The organism is Isoptericola variabilis (genome assembly GCF_050311655.1).
Lineage (GTDB): Bacteria > Actinomycetota > Actinomycetes > Actinomycetales > Cellulomonadaceae > Isoptericola > Isoptericola variabilis.
Window position 1 is genome coordinate 176,290 of the sequence record NZ_JBNOZM010000006.1, and the last position, 15,925, is coordinate 192,214.

Consider the following 15,925-nt stretch of genomic DNA (forward strand, 5'->3'; position numbering starts at 1 on the left):
CCCGTCGAACGCCCCGGACCGGAGGGGCGACGACGCAAGGAGAGAGAACGATGAATGTCCGCACTCGCACCCGCACCGCCGCCGCCGGCTTCGCCACCCTGGCCCTGCTGGGGCTCGCCGCCTGTTCGTCCGACTCCGGCTCCGATGCCGGGTCCGGCTCCGAGGAGACGATGACCGAGGAGGCGCCGACGGCCTCCGACGAGCCGTCGGACGAGATGAGCGAGGACATGTCCGCCGACCCGGCCGCGAACCTCGTCGGCCCCGGCTGCGACGCCTACGCCGAGCAGGTGCCCGACGGCGCCGGCTCCATCACGGGCATGTCGACCGACCCGGTCGCCGTGGCCGCGTCCAACAACCCGATGCTCACCACGCTGACGAAGGCCGTCAGCGGCGAGCTCAACCCCGACGTCGACCTGGTCGACACCCTCAACGGCGGCGAGTTCACCGTGTTCGCGCCGGTCGACGACGCGTTCGCTGAGGTGGACGAGAAGACCCTCGACACCCTGTCGACCGACGCCGACCTGCTGACGACCGTCCTGACCTACCACGTGGTGCCCGGTCAGGTCCTCCCGGAGGACATCGCCGGCGAGCACGAGACCGTCCAGGGGGACACCCTCGAGGTCACCGGCTCCGGCGACGAGCTGAAGGTCAACGACGCGAACGTGATCTGCGGCGGCGTGATGACCCAGAACGCCACCGTCTACCTCGTCGACTCGGTGCTGATGCCGCCGATGTGATGCCGCGCCGGCGACCCCGGTCGTCCGTCACGAGGCTCGCAGGGCCGCCGCACGCAGGGCGTGCGGCGGCCCTTCCACGTGCGGACGGACGTGCGGAGATCTCGCGCGAGCCGGGGCCCGCGGGTCAGGACTCGATCGCCAGCACGGGGTCGGTGGTCGGCCGGTCCGAGCCGCCCGCCGGCTCCAGCGTCACCGCGACGACGTGCCCGGCCCCGCCCTCGACGAGCGCCCGCGACACGCCGCCGGTCGCCGGGGGCATCAGGCCGGCCGACACTGGCGCGCCGTCCGCGACGATCCACAGCTGCCAGGCGTGCCCCTCGTCGGGGGCGGGCATGCCCTCGGCGGAGACCAGGACGTCGCCGCCGGAGACCAGGGCGGTGGCCTCGCCACCGCCCTCGACGGGCGCGGTGACGAGGCGGGCGTCCGGGTCGGCGAGCATCTGGGCGACCCGGTCGGCCTGCGCCTCCAGCTGGACCGTCTCCCGGTGCTCCCGTACGGCGATCGTGGTCGGCACGGCGACCGCGACCACCGCGGCCGCCGCGGCGGCGACCAGGCCCCAGCGGCGGCGCGGCGGGGTGACCGGCGACCTCTCCGGCCCTGCGGCCTTGGCCGGCCGTTCGAGCTGCGGGGCGCCGGAGACCTGGGCGAGCACCACGTCACGCAGGTGCGCGGGCGGCTCGGCCTCCACCGCGAACGCCGCCACGACGTCCCGGTACTCGTCGAGGGCCCGTCGCGCGCCCGGGTCCGTCTGGAGCAGGCGCTCGACCGCCCGGCGCTCCAGGTCGTCGACCGCGTCCAGGGCGTACGCGGGGAGCAGGTCCCAGGCGTCGCGCGTCGCGTCGTCGTCAGCCACGGGCCACCCCCAGGCAGTCGCGCAGGCGGCCGAGGCCGTCGCGGATCCGGCTCTTGACCGTGGGCAGCGCGGCGCCGAGGCGCTCGGCCACCTCCCGGTACGTGCGACCCCCGTAGTACGCCTCGACGACCGCCTCCCGCTGCGTCGCCGTCAGCGAGTCGAGGCAGCGACGCACGGCCGCGCCCTCGAGCCGCCGCTCGACGTCCTCGGCCACGACGTCGTGGGGAGCGCCGGCGACGGACGCGTCGAGGTCACGCTGGTCACGGTCACGGCGTGCCTGCTCCGCCCGGACGCGGTCGACGGCCCGCCGGCGGGCGAGGGTCGCGACCCAGGTGCGCGCGGAGGCGCGTGCCGGGTCGAACCGGGCTGCGGTCTGCCACACCTCCACCATCACCTCCTGGGTCACCTCGGCGGCGTGGTCCGGGTCACGGAGCACGCCGAGCGCCGTCCCGTGCGCGACGGGGGCGAGCGCGTCGTAGACCGGACCGAACGTCGCGGGGTCGCCACCCGCGCACGCGGACAGCGCGGCGTCGACGGCCCCGCGGTCGGTCAGAGGTGGCGGCACCCGGTCAGTCTGCCGCACCGAGCAGGTCGGATCGAGCGCCATCGGCTCCTCGTGCGTCCGTCCCGGGCCCTCCGGGACACTCGTGGTTCGGCGCGGTCGGCCTCCCGGATGGGCGTCGGTGGTGTGCCTCGGGTCACTCCCCGACAACGTCTGTCCCTGCATGCTGCTCTCGGCCGACGGGAAGACCCGCTCCAGGGACAGAGGTCGGGCTGCCTGTGGAGAACGGGAGCCGGAGGTGGCTCCGTCCTGGTGCACTCGGACGCGTGCCTCGACGTCTGCCGCCCGTGCCCGGACCGCTGCTGGACATCGCCGGACGGCAGGCGGGGCTGGCGTCCGTCGGGCAGTGCCTGGAGCACGGCGTGACCCGCGACCAGGTCGCGACGCACGTCCGGCGCGACTGGCAGGTGGCGGCGCGGACGGTCTACGACCTCGTGCCGGCGCACGGAGACCGTCCCGTCGAGCAGGCCCGACGACGTGCGGCGGTCCTCGGGGTGCTCGCCCACCCGGGTGCGGTCGCGACAGGCCTGTGCGCGCTGGTCCTGCACGGCGTGCAGGGAGCTCCGCAGGTCGTCGAGCCGGAGGCCACCCTGCCCACCGGGGCAGCCCGCCGACCGCGCCCACCGGTACGCCTTCGTCGGATCGTGGTCCGGGCACGCACCGCCCCCGGCGGGTTGCCGGCGGCCACGGTCTCGGACGCCCTGGTCCAGGCGGTGCCTGCGCTGGACCGAAGGCACGCGGTGGCCCTCATGGACTCGGCCCTGCACCAGCGGCTCCTCACCCCGTCGGAGCTGACGGCGGCGCACGCCTCTGCCGCACGCCACCCCGGGATCGCACGCACCCACGGCTGGTGGTCGTCGGCCGACGGGGACGCGGAGTCACCGGCCGAGACCTGGGCGCGTCTGTCGTGCGTCGACTCCGGGTGTCCGCCGGACGTCCTCCAGCTGCCGGTCGCCGACGGGGAGGGGCGGCCGTTCGCCCGCGTCGACCTGGCCTGGCTGCTGCCCGACGGCCGGGCGCTCCTCGTCGAGATCGACGGTCGGGACGTGCACTCGACCCCCGAGGCGGTCTTCGCCGACCGCCGACGACAGAACCGCATCGTGACTCCGCAGACCGTGGTCCGGCGCTTCTCGGGCCGGGACGCCTGGCGCGGCGAGGTGGGTCCGGCCGTGCGCCGCGAGCTGCTCGCCGCTGGCTGGTACCGGCGTCCCGTCCGCCCGGGGATCGTGCTGCGGCTCGACCGCTGACACGCCGTCCGACGTCCGTCCCCGGAGCCTGCCCTCCCCCAGGCGGAAGGCGGCGGGCAGGGACGGACGTCGGTCGGGTCAGGCCTCGCGCCGCTGCCGCACGGCGTCGGCGAGGACCCCGAGGAGCTCGGCGGTGGTGTCCCAGTCGAGGCACTTGTCGGTGACGGACTGGCCGTAGACGAGCCCGTCGAGCGGCCCGGGCTTCTGCGCGCCCGCCACGAGGAAGCTCTCCATCATCAGGCCGGTGACGTCGCGCTCGCCGTCGGCGATCCGGCCGGCGAGCTCGCGCACCACCTCGGCCTGCCGCACGTGGTCCTTGTTCGAGTTGCCGTGCGACGCGTCCACCACGACGCCCGCCTCCACGGCCCCGCCGAGGCCGGACGTGCGCGCCACCGCCAGCGCGTCCGCGACGTCCTTCTCGGAGTAGTTCGGGCCCCCGCGGCCGCCGCGCAGGATGACGTGGCAGTCCGGGTTGCCCGTCGTCTCGACCGCGGCCGCGCGCCCCTGCGCGTCCGCCCCGAAGAAGGTGTGCTCGCTCGCCGCCGTGATGCAGCCGTCGACGGCGATCTGCACGTCGCCGTCCGTCGCGTTCTTGAAGCCGACCGGCATCGACAGGCCCGACGCGAGCTGCCGGTGCACCTGCGACTCCGCGTTCCGCGCGCCGATCGCGCCCCAGGTCACGGCGTCGGCGATGTACTGCGGGCTGGTGGGCTCCAGGAACTCGCACGCGGCGGGCACGCCCGCGTCGAGCACGCCCAGCAGCACCTCGCGCGCCAGGCGGAGGCCGTGGTGCACGTCGTGGGAGCCGTCCAGGTGCGGGTCGTTGATGAGGCCCTTCCAGCCCACCGTGGTGCGCGGCTTCTCGAAGTACACCCGCATCACGACGACCAGCTCGTCCGACAGCTCGCGCGCCACCGGCGCCAGCCGCCGGGCGTAGTCGAGCGCGGCGGCCGGGTCGTGCACGGAGCACGGGCCGACGATGACGAGCAGGCGGTCGTCCTCACCACGCAGGACGTCGCGCACCTCGCGGCGGGACGTCGTGACGAGGTCGCTGCGCGGGGTGCCGAGCGGCAGCTCCGCCCGCAGGGCGCCCGGCGCGGGCAGCGGGTCGAGCGCGCGGACCCGCAGGTCGGAGGTCTCTGCCATCAGGTCAGTATGCGGCCGGCCGGGTTCGGACGGCGCGAGCTCGGACGGCGCAGGGTGGGCGGTGGTGGCGGTCGTGGCGCTGGTGGTGCTCATCGTGGGGACTCCTGGAGTGTCGGCGGCGGGGCGGTCGGGGTGGGGCTCGGCGTCGTCGTCACGTCGCGAACCGTGGGTCCATGCCCGACCGGAGCGGCCCGTCTGACGACGAAGGGCCCGGACGCACGATGCGTCCCAGGCCCTGTGCTGGCTCCGGTGAAGTGGTGTCGGTCAGGCGTCGGCCCGCCGAGCCCCTACCGGAGCCGGCGTAAAGCGCCAATACCAACGGATGTCCACGGCGACGACGGTACGTCGGACCCCCCGCCTCCGTCCACTCGCGTCCACGATCCGGTCCCCGGCCACGCGACCCTCGCGCCCCGACCGCCGCGCGAGCATCCGGACCCCCTCCTAGCGTCGGGACGGTCGAGCACGAGATCGAGCACTGGGGGGACGATGCGGAGTCTGGACGGCAGGGTGGCGCTGGTCACGGGGGCGGGGTCGGGCATCGGGCGCGCGACGGCGGTCCGCCTCGCCCGGGAGGGCGCCACGGTGGTCGCGCTCGGGCACCGGCAGGAGAGCGCCGACGACGTCGCCGCGGAGATCCGGCGAGACGGCGGCACCGTCCTTCCCGTGGCCGCCGACGTGGCGGACGCCGACGCGGTGCGGGACGTGCTCGACCGGGTCGAGGCGGAGCTCGGGCGCCTCGACGTCGTCGTCGCCAACGCCGGTGTGAACGGGGTCTGGGCACCGCTGGAGGAGCTGGCGCCGCAGGAGTGGGCGGACACCATCGCGACGAACCTCACCGGCACGTTCCACACCGTGCGGTTCGCGGTGCCCCTGCTGGTGCGGCAGGGCGGCGCGGTCGTCGTCGTGTCCTCGATCAACGGCACCCGCACGTTCAGCAACTCCGGCGCGTCCGCCTACGCGACCAGCAAGGCGGGCCAGGTCGCGTTCGCCCGCATGGCCGCCGTCGAGCTCGGTCCGCGCGGGGTGCGCGTCAACTCGGTGTGCCCCGGGGCGATCGACACCGAGATCGACGACAACACCGAGCAGCGGCACACCGACGGCCTCGGTGTGCCCGCGGAGTTCCCCGAGGGTCAGATCCCCCTCACGGGCGAGGAGCCCGGCATCGCCGCACAGGTCGCGGCGACCATCGCCTACCTCGTGTCCGACGCGGCCAGCCACGTGACCGGCACGGAGGTGTTCGTCGACGGCGGGCAGTCGCTCGTCGCGTGAGGACCGGGCGCGGCGGAGACCCGGCGGTCGACGCGGGACGGCCGTAGGGTCGACGGCATGCCCGTCCCCGACTTCGTCGCCGCGCTGCGCGCCCACGTCGGCCACGACCTGCTGTGGCTGCCGGGGGTGTCCGCCGTCGTGCTCGACGACGACGGCCGGCTGCTGCTCGGCCGCCGCTCCGACAACGGCCTGTGGGCCGTGGTGTCCGGCATCCTCGAGCCGGGCGAGGACCCGGCCGTGGGGCTCGCGCGCGAGGTGCTCGAGGAGACGGGCGTCGACGTCGTGGTGGACGCGCTCGTGGCCGTCACCGTCACCCCGCCGGTCGACTACCCGAACGGCGACCGCTCGCAGTACCTCGACCTGTGCTTCCTGTGCCGGGCGGCGAGCCCCGCCGCTGCGGAGCGGGCGCACGTCGCTGACGACGAGTCCACCGACGTCGCGTGGTTCGCGCCCGACGACGTCCCCGCGGACCTCGCGCCGTCGTCCGCGGAACGCGTCGGTCACGCCCTGGGCTGGCTGGCCGCCGGCTCCGGAGCCCCCTACTTCGTGCGCTGACCCTTCGAGAGGACCGCACCGTGCCGACCCCCGCCACGCCGTCCACCCCCGAGGAGCTGTTCGCGCACTCCGCCACGGGCCTGGCGATCTGCCGGGCGTTCGCGGACCTCGTCGCCCAGGTCACGGGCGACGACGTCACGACCCGCACCACGAAGACGCAGGTCGCGTTCCGCCGCCGGCGCGGCTTCGCGTTCGTCTGGCCGCCGTGGGTGGGGCTGCGCGACCACGTCGACGTGCCCGCCGTCGTCTCGTTCGTCCTCGCCCGCGAGGACACGTCGTCGCGGGTGAAGCAGGTGGCGCACCCGACGTCGGGCGCATGGACCCACCACGTCGAGGTCCGGGACGTCGACGAGCTGGACGACGAGGTCGCCGCCTGGGTGCGCGAGGCCTACGACGCCGCGGGCTGACGACGTTCCTCCCGGTCCGCGACACGTGCGCTGTTCGTCTCGCGGGCGAAACCTGGAAGTGGTTATGTGTGCCCCGCCACAGTTTGCCCGGGCACACCGATGCGCCCGGCACGACGGTGCCCGGCCCCCCACGGCCGGGTCGCTCCGACACCCCTGGAGGAAAACCGTGAGAGCACGTACCACGAGCGCGTTCGGCGCAGCGGGAGCCCTGCTGACCGCCGCCGTCCTCGCTCCCGGCATCGCGGCGTCGGCGTCCTCGGCGCCCGCGTCCGACGCCCCGCCGTCCGACCCCGCCGCGCACGTCAAGGAGGACCTGCGCCCGGACCCGCTGGCGGAGAAGCGCACCGCGCTCAAGCAGGAGGCCGTCGACCGGCTCGCCACCGGCGACGCGCAGGTCACGACCCGCAGCGCGGGCGACGCCTCGTCGCAGGCCATCAAGGTCGGCAAGAACCAGTGGGTCGAGTACGAGACCGAGCAGACGGCGCAGCTGCTGACGTTCCTGGTCCAGTTCGGCGACCAGCCCGACCCCGAGGGCCGTTACCCCGACGCCGCCGCCGGGCCGGTGCGCAACGAGATCCCCGAGCCGACGCGCAGCGACAACTCCACCTACTGGGAGCCCGACTTCTCCCAGGAGCACTACCGGGAGATGTTCTTCACCGGGCTGGAGGACCAGGGCGGCGAGTCGTTCGCCGGCGTCTACGACGAGATGTCGTCGGGCCGCTTCGACCTGCAGGGCGACGTGTCCGACTGGGTGACCGTGCCGTACAACGGCGCGAGCTACGGCTCCAACCAGAAGGACCCGGAGACGGGCGAGGACCTGGGCGAGTCCCAGAAGGACATGACGCGGTTCATCCAGGACGCCGCCGACGCCTGGTACGCCGACCAGCTCGCGCAGGGCAAGACCGCCGAGGAGATCACGGAGTACCTGCAGTCGTTCGACGTCTGGGACCGCTACGACCTGGACGGCGACGGCATCTTCGACGAGCCCGACGGCTACATCGACCACTTCCAGGCGATCCACGCGGGCGAGGGCGAGGAGGCAGGCGCCCCGGAGTCGGCCATCTGGTCGCACCGCTGGGCGGTGAACCAGGCCGGCACGGGCACCGACGGGCCGGAGGGCTTCCCGAAGGCCGGCGGCATCAAGATCGGCGACTCGGACCTCTGGATCCGCGACTACACCACGGAGCCGGAGAACGGCGGCCTCGGCGTCTTCGCGCACGAGTTCGGTCACGACCTCGGCCTGCCCGACTACTACGACACCGCGGGCGGCGAGAACGGCACCGCCTTCTGGAACCTCATGAGCTCCGGCTCGTGGCTAGGTCACGGCGACGGCACCATCGGCACCACGCCGAACCACATGGGCGCCACCGAGAAGCTGTTCCTCGGCTGGCTCGACTACGCCACCGTCGAGCCGGGCGAGCGGGCGACGGTCAAGCTCGGACCGTCGTACCACGCCACGACGAAGCCGCAGGCGGTCGTGGTGAACCTGCCGGACGGCGTCAAGGACGTCGACCTCGGCGTCGACCCGCAGGACGGCGAGTTCGCCTACTCCGGCACGGGGAACAACCTCAGCTCGACGCTGACCTCGCCGTCGTTCTCGGTGCCGGACGGCGCCTCGCTCACCGCGAAGGCCTGGTACGACATCGAGAAGGACTACGACTACGCGTACGCCGAGATCTCGACCGACGGCGGCTCCTCGTGGACGGCGCTGGAGACGAACCTCTCCGCCACGGACGCCAAGGGCGGGATCACGGGGACCTCCGACGGCTGGGTCGACCTCACGGCCGACCTCTCGTCGTACGCCGGCCAGGCGGCGCAGGTGCGGTTCCGGTACGCGAGCGACGGCGGGGTCAACGAGACGGGCCTCCTCGTCGACGACGTGGCCGTGGGCGACGCGCTGAGCGAGGACTTCTCCGGCGGGTTCGAGGGCTGGACGAACGACGGCTTCCAGCTCATCGGGGCGGACGGCACGTACGAGGTCGAGTACTCGCACTACTACGTGGCGGAGAACCGGCAGTACGCCGGCTACGACACGACCCTGAAGACCGGGCCGTACAACTTCGGCTGGACCGCGTCGAAGCCGAACACCGTGGAGCACTTCCCGTACCAGGACGGCCTGCTGGTCTGGTACGCGAACAGCTTCTACGGCGACAACAACACGTCGAAGCACCCGGGCGGCGGGCAGGCCCTGCCGGTCGACGCGAACGCGCAGGCGCTGCGGTGGTCGGACGGCACGGTCGCCCGCAACCGCATCCAGTCGTTCGACGCGACGTTCGGCCTCGGCAGGTCCGACGCGTTCACCCTGCACCGGGAGACCGAGGCGGGCATGACGACGCTGCGCACTTGGGCGAACAAGGCCGACAGCGTCTTCGACGACACCGACCCGAACGCCTACTACGACGAGACGAACCCCGGCGGGTCCGTCGTCGTCGGCGGCACGGGCACGAAGATCAAGGTGAAGGCCGTCAACGCCAAGAACGGCGTGATGACCGTGGACGTCACCACGCCCCGCACGCGCGGCTGACCCTGCGAGTTGTCAGAGCCAGGTGGGTCTCTACCCCCACCTGGCTCTGACAGCCCGACGTGGCTCTGACGACTCGTGGGGGTCAGCGGGCGTAGCGGGACACGAAGTTCGGCAGGATCTTCATCGGCTCGGTGACGCGGTGCTCGCGGGAGCGCGCGACGATGCGGTCGCCCTCCTCCGGCGGGAAGTAGCCGTACTCCCGGTACACCTCGACCCGCTGCTCGATGCCGGCCAGGTCCAGCTCGGGGTGGAACTGCGTGGCGTACAGGTTCCGGCGGACGCGGAACATCTGCACGGGGGCGTCGGCGGAGCGGGCGAGCAGGGTGGCGGACGGCGGCAGCTCGCGCACCGCCTCCTTGTGCCCCAGGTACGCGGTGAACCGGGCGGGCATCCCCGCGAGCAGCGGGTCGGCCAGGCCCTCGGGGGTCAGCTCGATCTCGGCGGGGCCGACGGGCTCGGCATAGGTGCGGTCGACGACGCCGCCCTGGTGCGTGCCGAGCGTCCCGACGCCGTAGCAGGCGCCGAGGAACGGGAAGTCCCGCTGGACCAGCACGTCGAGCAGGGCGGCCATCTCGCGCTCCACGCGGTGCTGGACGGCGGACTTCTCGTCCTCCGGATCGGAGGAGTTGAACGGCCCGCCCCCGACGATCACGCCGGACAGCGCGTCCAGGTCGACGGGTGGCAGCGGCTCCCGCTCGAGGCGCACCCGTCGTAGGGACTCCGGCGTGAGCCCGGAGTAGCGCAGCACCGCCTCGTACTCGCCGTCGGCCGCGGCGTCCTCCGCGCGGGTGCCCAGGAAGAGGAACGGCCTCACGGGTGCAGGCTAGACGCCCCCTCGGCCGCACGCCGGTCGTCCGCGACGACGGGACGCCGCGCCCAGAACGACGCCAGGATGGAGCCGGACACGTTGTGCCAGACCGAGAACAGCGCGGCGGGCAGGGCGGCCGCGGGCGTGAAGTACGTGGTGGCGAGGCTGGCCGCGAGGCCGGAGTTCTGCATCCCCACCTCGACGCTCACCGCGCGGCGGGCGGCCTCGTCGAGCCGGGCCAGGCTCGCCGCGCCGTACCCGAGCAGCAGGCCGAGGCCGTTGTGCAGGACGACGGCGAGCGCCACGAGGATGCCGGTGCTCAGCACGGCGTCGGCGTTGGCGGCGACGATCCCCGCGACGACGATCACGATGCCGAGCACGGAGACCAGCGGCAGGTACGGCAGCAGGTAGCGCTCCACGATCCCGCCGGCGAACGCCCGCACCAGCAGGCCCGCCAGCACGGGGAAGAGCACGATCTGCACGATGGACGTGACCAGCGCACCGTAGGTGACGTCGAGCTGCGACCCGGCGAGCCACAGCACCAGGGCCGGGGTGAGCAGCGGCGCCAGCAGCGTGGACACCGAGGTCAGCGTGACCGACAGGGCCGTGTCGCCCTTGGCCAGGTACACGATGACGTTGGAGGCCGTCCCGCCGGGGGCGGCGCCGACGAGGATCATGCCGATCATCGCCTCGCCCTCGAGCCCGAACAGGTGCCCGATCGCCCAGGCCAGCATCGGCATGATCGTGAACTGCGCGACCACGCCGAGCAGCACCGCCCAGGGCCGCCGCACGACGAGCCCGAAGTCGGAGCCCCGCAGCGTGAGCCCCATCCCGAACATGATGATCCCGAGGAACAGGGGCGTCTGGTCCGCGATGGGGGCGAGGGCGGTCGGGGCCAGCAGCCCCGCCACCCCGCCCAGCACCACGAGGACGGCGAACCACTTCCCGGCGAGCTCAGCCACTCTGCGCATGGGGTGGGACCTTACTCCCCGCGCTCGGCCGCCGCGCAGGTCACGTCCAGCGGAACAGGCGCGCCGCGAGCGGCAGCAGCACCGCGGTCCACGCCACCATGACGACGCACTGGAGCAGCGGGAACCCCTCCCCGAACCAGCCGGTGTCCATCGCCTGCGCGGCGGCACCCATGGGGGTGTACACGCCGATCTCGCGGACGAAGTCCGGCATGATCGGGCCGGGCGTCCACAGCCCCGCGAGGAACAGCAGGGGGAAGTAGACCAGCGACCCGACCGCGTTCGCGGTCGCCGGCTTGGTGACGACCGCGGCGATGAGCATGCCCAGCGAGAACATCGACAGCAGCCCGAGCGCGAACGCGAGGACGACGACACCGAGCTGCTCGGGGGCCACGATGCCGAACGCCACCTCGGCCACCACGATGGCGAGCGCGGCCCCGACCAGGCTCGTGCCGACGTTGATGAGGAGATGGGCGACGACCATCCCCTGCGGACGCAGCGGCGTGGTGGACAGGCGGCGCAGCACCCCCTTGTCGCGGAACGTCGCGAACGTGACCGGCAGGGACAGCACCGCGAGCGTCCCGACCGCCATCGCGAGCACGGTGGGCAGGAACGTCGCGATCGCCGGGACCCCGTACCAGGCGGAGCCCGGCGGCACGTCGGTGATCGGGTCGCGCATGCCCGGGATCGCGAACCCGACGCCGACCATCAGCACCGACGGGAAGAGGACCCCGAAGAACACGGACGTGAAGTCGCGCAGCCAGACCATGGTCTCGGTGCGCAGCAGCGGCCCGAACCCGCGCCAGCGGCGGGTCGTCCGCACGGGGGCGGTGGCGACGGCGGTGGTCATGACGGGGCTCCTTCGGTGACGAGGGCGGACGGCGACTCGGGGTCGTAGGTGCGTCCGGTGACGGCGAGGAACACGTCCTCGAGCGACCGGGAGACGGTGCGGACGTCGTCGGGCACGAGGTCGGCGGCGGCGAGCGCCGGGACCAGGGAGAACAGCACCCGGCGGGTGCCGGTGACGGCGAGCTCGACGTCGGAGCCGTCGACGGCGGCGACGCCCTCGACCTCGGGGTCGCGGTCGGCGAGGACGGCGAGCTCGCGCCGTCCGCGCTCGACGTCCTGCGGGGCGAACCGCACGACGACGGTGCGCCCGCCCTCGAGGCCGTCGATGAGCTCGGCGGGCGTGCCCTCGGCGACGACGCGGCCGGCGTCGATGACGACGAGCCGGTCGCAGAGGCGCTCCGCCTCCTCCATGAAGTGGGTGACCAGCAGGATCGTCACGCCGGTGGCCCGCACCCGCTCGACGAGGTCCCAGGTGGCGCGCCGCGCCTGCGGGTCGAGCCCGGTGGTGAGCTCGTCGAGGATGGCGATCTCCGGGTTGCCGACCAGCGCCAGGGCGATGGACAGCCGCTGCTTCTGCCCGCCGGACAGCTTCGCGAACTGCTTGTCGGCGTGCTCGGTGAGGTCGAGCAGCCGGAGGAGCTCGACCGGGTCGGCGGGGTCGCTGTAGAAGGCCGCGAACAGCCGCAGCGCCTCCCCGACCGTGATCTTGTCGTGGAGCGTGGCCTCCTGGAGCTGCACGCCCAGGAGGTCCTTGACGGCCGCGGGGTCGCGCTGCGTGTCGATGCCGCGCACCCGCACGGTGCCGCCGTCGGCCTGCCGGAGCCCGGCGAGCGTCTCCACGGTGGTCGTCTTGCCGGCCCCGTTGGGGCCGAGGATGCCGAAGATCTCGCCGGGCTGGACGGCGAACGACACGTCGTCCACGGCCACCTTCGGTCCGTACGTCTTGCGGAGGTTGCGGACCTCCACGACGGGCTCTGCCATCTCGGGTCTCCTTCGCTTCTTCTCGGGTGGTGCGTCAGGGGCGGAACGGGACGGGGCGGAGCGTGCGGGTCGCGACGACGGCGGCCAGCGCGGCGGCGACCAGCGCGCCGCCGACGGTGCCGACGACGCCGAGCGCGACGTCGTCGTACCCGCCGCGCAGCGGGAGGGCGAACAGGCCGGTGCGGGTGGCGACGTCCGCCAGCACGCACGGGACGAGGAGCGGGACGACGAGCAGGGTGCCCCGCCAGGCGCCGAGCCGCCGGTAGCCGGCCGCCACGGCGACGCCGACCAGGAGGTAGGCGACGACGACGAGCGACTCCCCCACGACCTGGACGACGATCCCCGTCGCGGAGTCGACGCCGAGCGACGCGGCCGGACCCTGCCAGGGCCGGCCGAGCCGGGCGTACGTCGCGCGCTCCGCGAGGGTGAGGAGCACGCCGAGGACGGCGAGGACCGGCCCCGCGACGGCCGCCGCGCGCAGCCCGCCCTCGACGAGCGAGCGGCGGGTGCCGCCCGCCGCGACGTGCACGGTCAGCGTGCTCGCCGTGACGATCACGCCGACGGCGAACCCGACCCAGCGCACCGGGCCACCCGCGGCGTCGTAGGTGAGGCCGTCCGCCTCGCCGCCGTACCGGTCGACGACCAGCGGGAGGCTGATCACCAGCAGGGCCCAGCAGGCCCAGAACCAGCCCCCGGCGACGAGGACCGCGCGGAGGTACCGGCGGCGGGCGGCACGGGTGGCGGCGGCGTGGTGCGCGCGGGCGGGCGTCGTCGTGCCGTCCGGCATCGTGGTCGTCGTCGGCATCGCGCTCACCTCGTCGGCCGCAGGCGCAGGAGGCGCACCTGCCACCACATCCAGGCGACGGCCAGGGCCAGGACGACGACCGCCTGCAGGAGGCCGAGCCCGGCGGGCGCGTGGTCCCCGCCGAGCCCGAGGCCGCCGAGGGCGTCCGCGAACGCGCCGTTCCGGGTCGCGTGGTCCACGAGGAGCAGCAGCGCCAGGCCCGGCAGCAGCAGCGCCGTCCCGCGCCAGACGCCGAACGTCCGGTAGGCGGCCTGGGCGGCCATCCCGACCAGCATGTACACGACGACGGAGATCGCCTCGCCCACGCCGGTGACCACGAGCCACGCGCCACCGGCGTCGAGCCCGCTGCCGAGCTGCTGCCACTCCCAGCCGAGCGCCCCGAACAGGCCGCGCTCCACGAGCAGCATCAGCGCGTAGGCCACGCCGTAGGCCACGCCGGCCACCAGGGCCGCCGCCAGCGCGCCCACCACGAGCGACCGGCGGGTGCCGCCGGCCGCCAGGTGCGGCACGACGAGCGAGGCGAGCGCGATCATGCCGAGAGAGAGCGCGAACCAGGGGGCCGCGTACTCGGCGCCCGTCATCACTCCCCCGCCCATGACGCCGCCGGCCTGGTGCACGACCAGCGGCACGCCGACGGTCGTGACGAGGAAGATGGCCCAGAACGCGGCCCCGATGACGAGCGACGCCTGGCCGACGGAGCGCGCCACGCGACGCACCGCGCGGGCGTGCACCCGGGCCACGAAGGCGTCGCGGTCCGCCCGCGTGACGACGACGGCGCTCATCGCCGCTCCCCCGTCCGCTCGCCGTCCTGCGGCTGCGTGAGCCGCACGAACAGGTCCTGCAGCGGCAGCGACCCGAGCTCGACGCCGGCCGCCCGGGCCGCGGCCGACGCGCCGTCGTCGGGCGCGCCCTCGATCGTGACCTGCACCGTGGCGCCGAGGCGCTGGCGGTGCAGCTCGCGCCGCCCGCGGGCGAGCTCCTCGACCGCGGCGACCGGGCCCGTGAGGCTGAACCCGCGGGACTGCATGTCCTCGGCCGGCTCCGCGAGGAGGACCTTGCCGCGGTGCAGCACGACGACGTCCTCGAACAGCCGCTCGACCTCCTCCACCAGGTGGCTGGACAGCAGGATCGTGCGCGGGTGCTCGGCGTAGTCGGCGAGGATCTCGTCGTAGAACGCGTACCGCGTGGGGGCGTCCATGCCGAGGTAGACCTCGTCGAGGATCGTCAGCGGCGCGCGCGCCGCGAGCCCGATGACGGCGCCGACGGCGGACCGCTTGCCGCGCGAGAGCGCCGTGGGCTTCTTGCGGGGGTCGACCTCGAACAGGTCGAGCAGTCGGCCGGCCAGGTCGTCGTCCCAGTAGGGGCGCAGGTCGGCGTAGTACCGCAGCGTCGTGGCGACCTTCTCGTCGTCCATGAGGTCGCCGCTCTCGCGGACGAACTGCACGTTGGCGGTGGCCCACGGGTTCTCCCACGGGTCCTCGAACAGCTCGCCCGTGCCGACGCGGACCGTGCCCTCGGTGGGCCGGTTGAACGCGGCCAGCAGCGAGAGCAGCGTGGACTTGCCGGCGCCGTTGCGGCCGAGGATCCCGGTGATCACGCCGGGCCGCAGGTCGAGGGTGACGCCGTCCAGGGCGGTGCCGCCCTCGTCCTTGACGGCCGCGCCGTCCATGGTCAGCCGGCGCTGGGCTCCGAACCGGACGACGACGTCGTCGAGACGGGCGCCGAAGGGTGCGGGGGTCATGACTCCTCCGTGGTGGTCGTGGGGCCGCCGGACTTCCGGCGCCCGGTGCCGAGGACGTACGCGACGAGGTCGTCGGTCGGGATGCCGAGCAGGTCGGCCTGGGCGAGCGCCGGGCCGAGCACGTCGTCGAAGTACGCCGTGCGGTGCTGCTCCAGCAGCCGCTCGCGCGCCCCGGGGGCGACGAACATGCCCAGCCCGCGGCGCTTGTACAGGACGCCCTCGTCCACCAGGCCGGTGAAGGCCTTGGCGGCGGTGGCGGGGTTGATGCGGAACGTCGTGGCGAACTGAGTGGTCGACATGACCTGCTCCTCCTCCGCGAGCTCACCGGCGAGCACCTGCGCGCGGATCATCTGGGCGATCTGCACGTAGATGGGTTCGGGACCGTCGAACACGCGGGCCTCCTCACGGCAGGTTCAGTGGTTCTGGGGTTCATTACTCGACTAATGAACCATAGACCTGCCGCGCCGCGCAAC

The 15,925-nt window shown here is 73.9% G+C and carries 17 protein-coding genes; 6 read left to right on the top strand and 11 right to left on the bottom strand.

Annotation, left to right across the window (positions count from 1 at the left end):
- Nucleotides 1–50: 50 nt before the first annotated feature.
- Entirely contained in the window at nt 51–737 is a 687-nt protein-coding gene (locus ACQP60_RS14625) for a fasciclin domain-containing protein (RefSeq protein WP_429734033.1), read from the top strand.
- A 124-nt stretch (nt 738–861) separates the two neighbouring features.
- On the opposite strand, the gene ACQP60_RS14630 is transcribed toward ACQP60_RS14625, so the two are convergent.
- The gene (locus ACQP60_RS14630; protein WP_429734035.1) at nt 862–1,590 is read right to left on the bottom strand and encodes an anti-sigma factor; all 729 of its coding nucleotides are present in this window, start codon (nt 1,588–1,590) and stop codon (nt 862–864) included.
- Complete coding sequence (gene sigK, locus ACQP60_RS14635) at nt 1,583–2,155, bottom strand: ECF RNA polymerase sigma factor SigK (protein ID WP_429734037.1); 573 nt, start codon at nt 2,153–2,155, stop codon at nt 1,583–1,585. Before sigK ends, ACQP60_RS14630 begins: the two co-directional genes overlap by 8 nt.
- A gap of 263 nt (nt 2,156–2,418) precedes the next feature.
- On the opposite strand from sigK, the gene ACQP60_RS14640 reads away from it, so the two are divergent.
- Nucleotides 2,419–3,399 carry a type IV toxin-antitoxin system AbiEi family antitoxin domain-containing protein gene (locus ACQP60_RS14640; protein WP_429734039.1) on the top strand — a complete coding sequence of 327 codons (981 nt, stop codon included), beginning with the start codon at nt 2,419–2,421 and terminating at the stop codon, nt 3,397–3,399.
- 78 nt (nt 3,400–3,477) lie between these two features.
- On the opposite strand, the gene ACQP60_RS14645 is transcribed toward ACQP60_RS14640, so the two are convergent.
- Complete coding sequence (locus ACQP60_RS14645; RefSeq protein WP_429734041.1) at nt 3,478–4,545, bottom strand: 3-deoxy-7-phosphoheptulonate synthase; 1,068 nt, start codon at nt 4,543–4,545, stop codon at nt 3,478–3,480.
- 486 nt (nt 4,546–5,031) lie between these two features.
- Here ACQP60_RS14645 and ACQP60_RS14650 point away from each other — a divergent pair, with 486 nt between their 5' ends.
- The 4 genes from ACQP60_RS14650 to ACQP60_RS14665 all read left to right on the top strand — a co-directional run bounded on the left by ACQP60_RS14650 (nt 5,032) and on the right by ACQP60_RS14665 (nt 9,300).
- Complete coding sequence (locus tag ACQP60_RS14650) at nt 5,032–5,814, top strand: SDR family oxidoreductase (protein WP_429734043.1); 783 nt, start codon at nt 5,032–5,034, stop codon at nt 5,812–5,814.
- A gap of 57 nt (nt 5,815–5,871) precedes the next feature.
- Entirely contained in the window at nt 5,872–6,369 is a 498-nt protein-coding gene (locus ACQP60_RS14655; protein ID WP_429734045.1) for an NUDIX hydrolase, read from the top strand.
- A gap of 20 nt (nt 6,370–6,389) precedes the next feature.
- Nucleotides 6,390–6,776: a DUF5655 domain-containing protein gene (locus ACQP60_RS14660; protein WP_429734047.1), complete on the top strand. Its 387-nt coding sequence runs from the start codon at nt 6,390–6,392 to the stop codon at nt 6,774–6,776.
- 166 nt (nt 6,777–6,942) lie between these two features.
- The gene (locus tag ACQP60_RS14665; RefSeq protein WP_429734049.1) at nt 6,943–9,300 is read left to right on the top strand and encodes an immune inhibitor A domain-containing protein; all 2,358 of its coding nucleotides are present in this window, start codon (nt 6,943–6,945) and stop codon (nt 9,298–9,300) included.
- An 82-nt stretch (nt 9,301–9,382) separates the two neighbouring features.
- On the opposite strand, the gene ACQP60_RS14670 is transcribed toward ACQP60_RS14665, so the two are convergent.
- From ACQP60_RS14670 to ACQP60_RS14705, 8 genes are read right to left on the bottom strand one after another with little or no spacing between them, the layout of a single operon-like run.
- A complete protein-coding gene (locus ACQP60_RS14670; RefSeq protein ID WP_429734051.1) occupies nt 9,383–10,114 on the bottom strand; it encodes a glutamine amidotransferase in 732 nt (243 codons plus the stop codon).
- A complete protein-coding gene (locus ACQP60_RS14675; protein ID WP_429734053.1) occupies nt 10,111–11,079 on the bottom strand; it encodes a bile acid:sodium symporter family protein in 969 nt (322 codons plus the stop codon). The genes ACQP60_RS14670 and ACQP60_RS14675 overlap by 4 nt, the downstream gene beginning before the upstream one ends.
- A gap of 40 nt (nt 11,080–11,119) precedes the next feature.
- Nucleotides 11,120–11,926, bottom strand: coding sequence for an ABC transporter permease (locus tag ACQP60_RS14680; protein WP_429734055.1), 807 nt, complete (start codon nt 11,924–11,926; stop codon nt 11,120–11,122).
- Nucleotides 11,923–12,906, bottom strand: a complete 984-nt coding sequence (locus ACQP60_RS14685; protein WP_429734057.1) for an ABC transporter ATP-binding protein — start codon at nt 12,904–12,906, stop codon at nt 11,923–11,925. The genes ACQP60_RS14680 and ACQP60_RS14685 overlap by 4 nt, the downstream gene beginning before the upstream one ends.
- Nucleotides 12,907–12,940: 34 nt before the next feature.
- On the bottom strand, nt 12,941–13,711 hold the full coding sequence (locus ACQP60_RS14690; RefSeq protein ID WP_429734059.1) for a hypothetical protein: 771 nt from the start codon (nt 13,709–13,711) through the stop codon (nt 12,941–12,943).
- A 5-nt stretch (nt 13,712–13,716) separates the two neighbouring features.
- Nucleotides 13,717–14,493: a hypothetical protein gene (locus ACQP60_RS14695; RefSeq protein WP_429734061.1), complete on the bottom strand. Its 777-nt coding sequence runs from the start codon at nt 14,491–14,493 to the stop codon at nt 13,717–13,719.
- Nucleotides 14,490–15,452, bottom strand: a complete 963-nt coding sequence (locus ACQP60_RS14700) for an ATP-binding cassette domain-containing protein (RefSeq protein WP_429734063.1) — start codon at nt 15,450–15,452, stop codon at nt 14,490–14,492. The genes ACQP60_RS14695 and ACQP60_RS14700 overlap by 4 nt, the downstream gene beginning before the upstream one ends.
- Complete coding sequence (locus ACQP60_RS14705; protein WP_429734065.1) at nt 15,449–15,844, bottom strand: GntR family transcriptional regulator; 396 nt, start codon at nt 15,842–15,844, stop codon at nt 15,449–15,451. Before ACQP60_RS14705 ends, ACQP60_RS14700 begins: the two co-directional genes overlap by 4 nt.
- Between the last annotated feature and the right edge of the window lie 81 nt (nt 15,845–15,925).

Coding starts and splice junctions, on each gene's coding strand:
- ACQP60_RS14625 (WP_429734033.1), top strand. CDS start 51: ATGAATGTCCGCACTCGCACCCGCACCGCCGCCGCCGGCTTCGCCACC.
- ACQP60_RS14645 (WP_429734041.1), bottom strand. CDS start 4,545: ATGGCAGAGACCTCCGACCTGCGGGTCCGCGCGCTCGACCCGCTGCCC.
- ACQP60_RS14650 (WP_429734043.1), top strand. CDS start 5,032: ATGCGGAGTCTGGACGGCAGGGTGGCGCTGGTCACGGGGGCGGGGTCG.
- ACQP60_RS14655 (WP_429734045.1), top strand. CDS start 5,872: ATGCCCGTCCCCGACTTCGTCGCCGCGCTGCGCGCCCACGTCGGCCAC.
- ACQP60_RS14675 (WP_429734053.1), bottom strand. CDS start 11,079: ATGCGCAGAGTGGCTGAGCTCGCCGGGAAGTGGTTCGCCGTCCTCGTG.
- ACQP60_RS14680 (WP_429734055.1), bottom strand. CDS start 11,926: ATGACCACCGCCGTCGCCACCGCCCCCGTGCGGACGACCCGCCGCTGG.
- ACQP60_RS14685 (WP_429734057.1), bottom strand. CDS start 12,906: ATGGCAGAGCCCGTCGTGGAGGTCCGCAACCTCCGCAAGACGTACGGA.
- ACQP60_RS14690 (WP_429734059.1), bottom strand. CDS start 13,711: ATGCCGACGACGACCACGATGCCGGACGGCACGACGACGCCCGCCCGC.
- ACQP60_RS14695 (WP_429734061.1), bottom strand. CDS start 14,493: ATGAGCGCCGTCGTCGTCACGCGGGCGGACCGCGACGCCTTCGTGGCC.
- ACQP60_RS14700 (WP_429734063.1), bottom strand. CDS start 15,452: ATGACCCCCGCACCCTTCGGCGCCCGTCTCGACGACGTCGTCGTCCGG.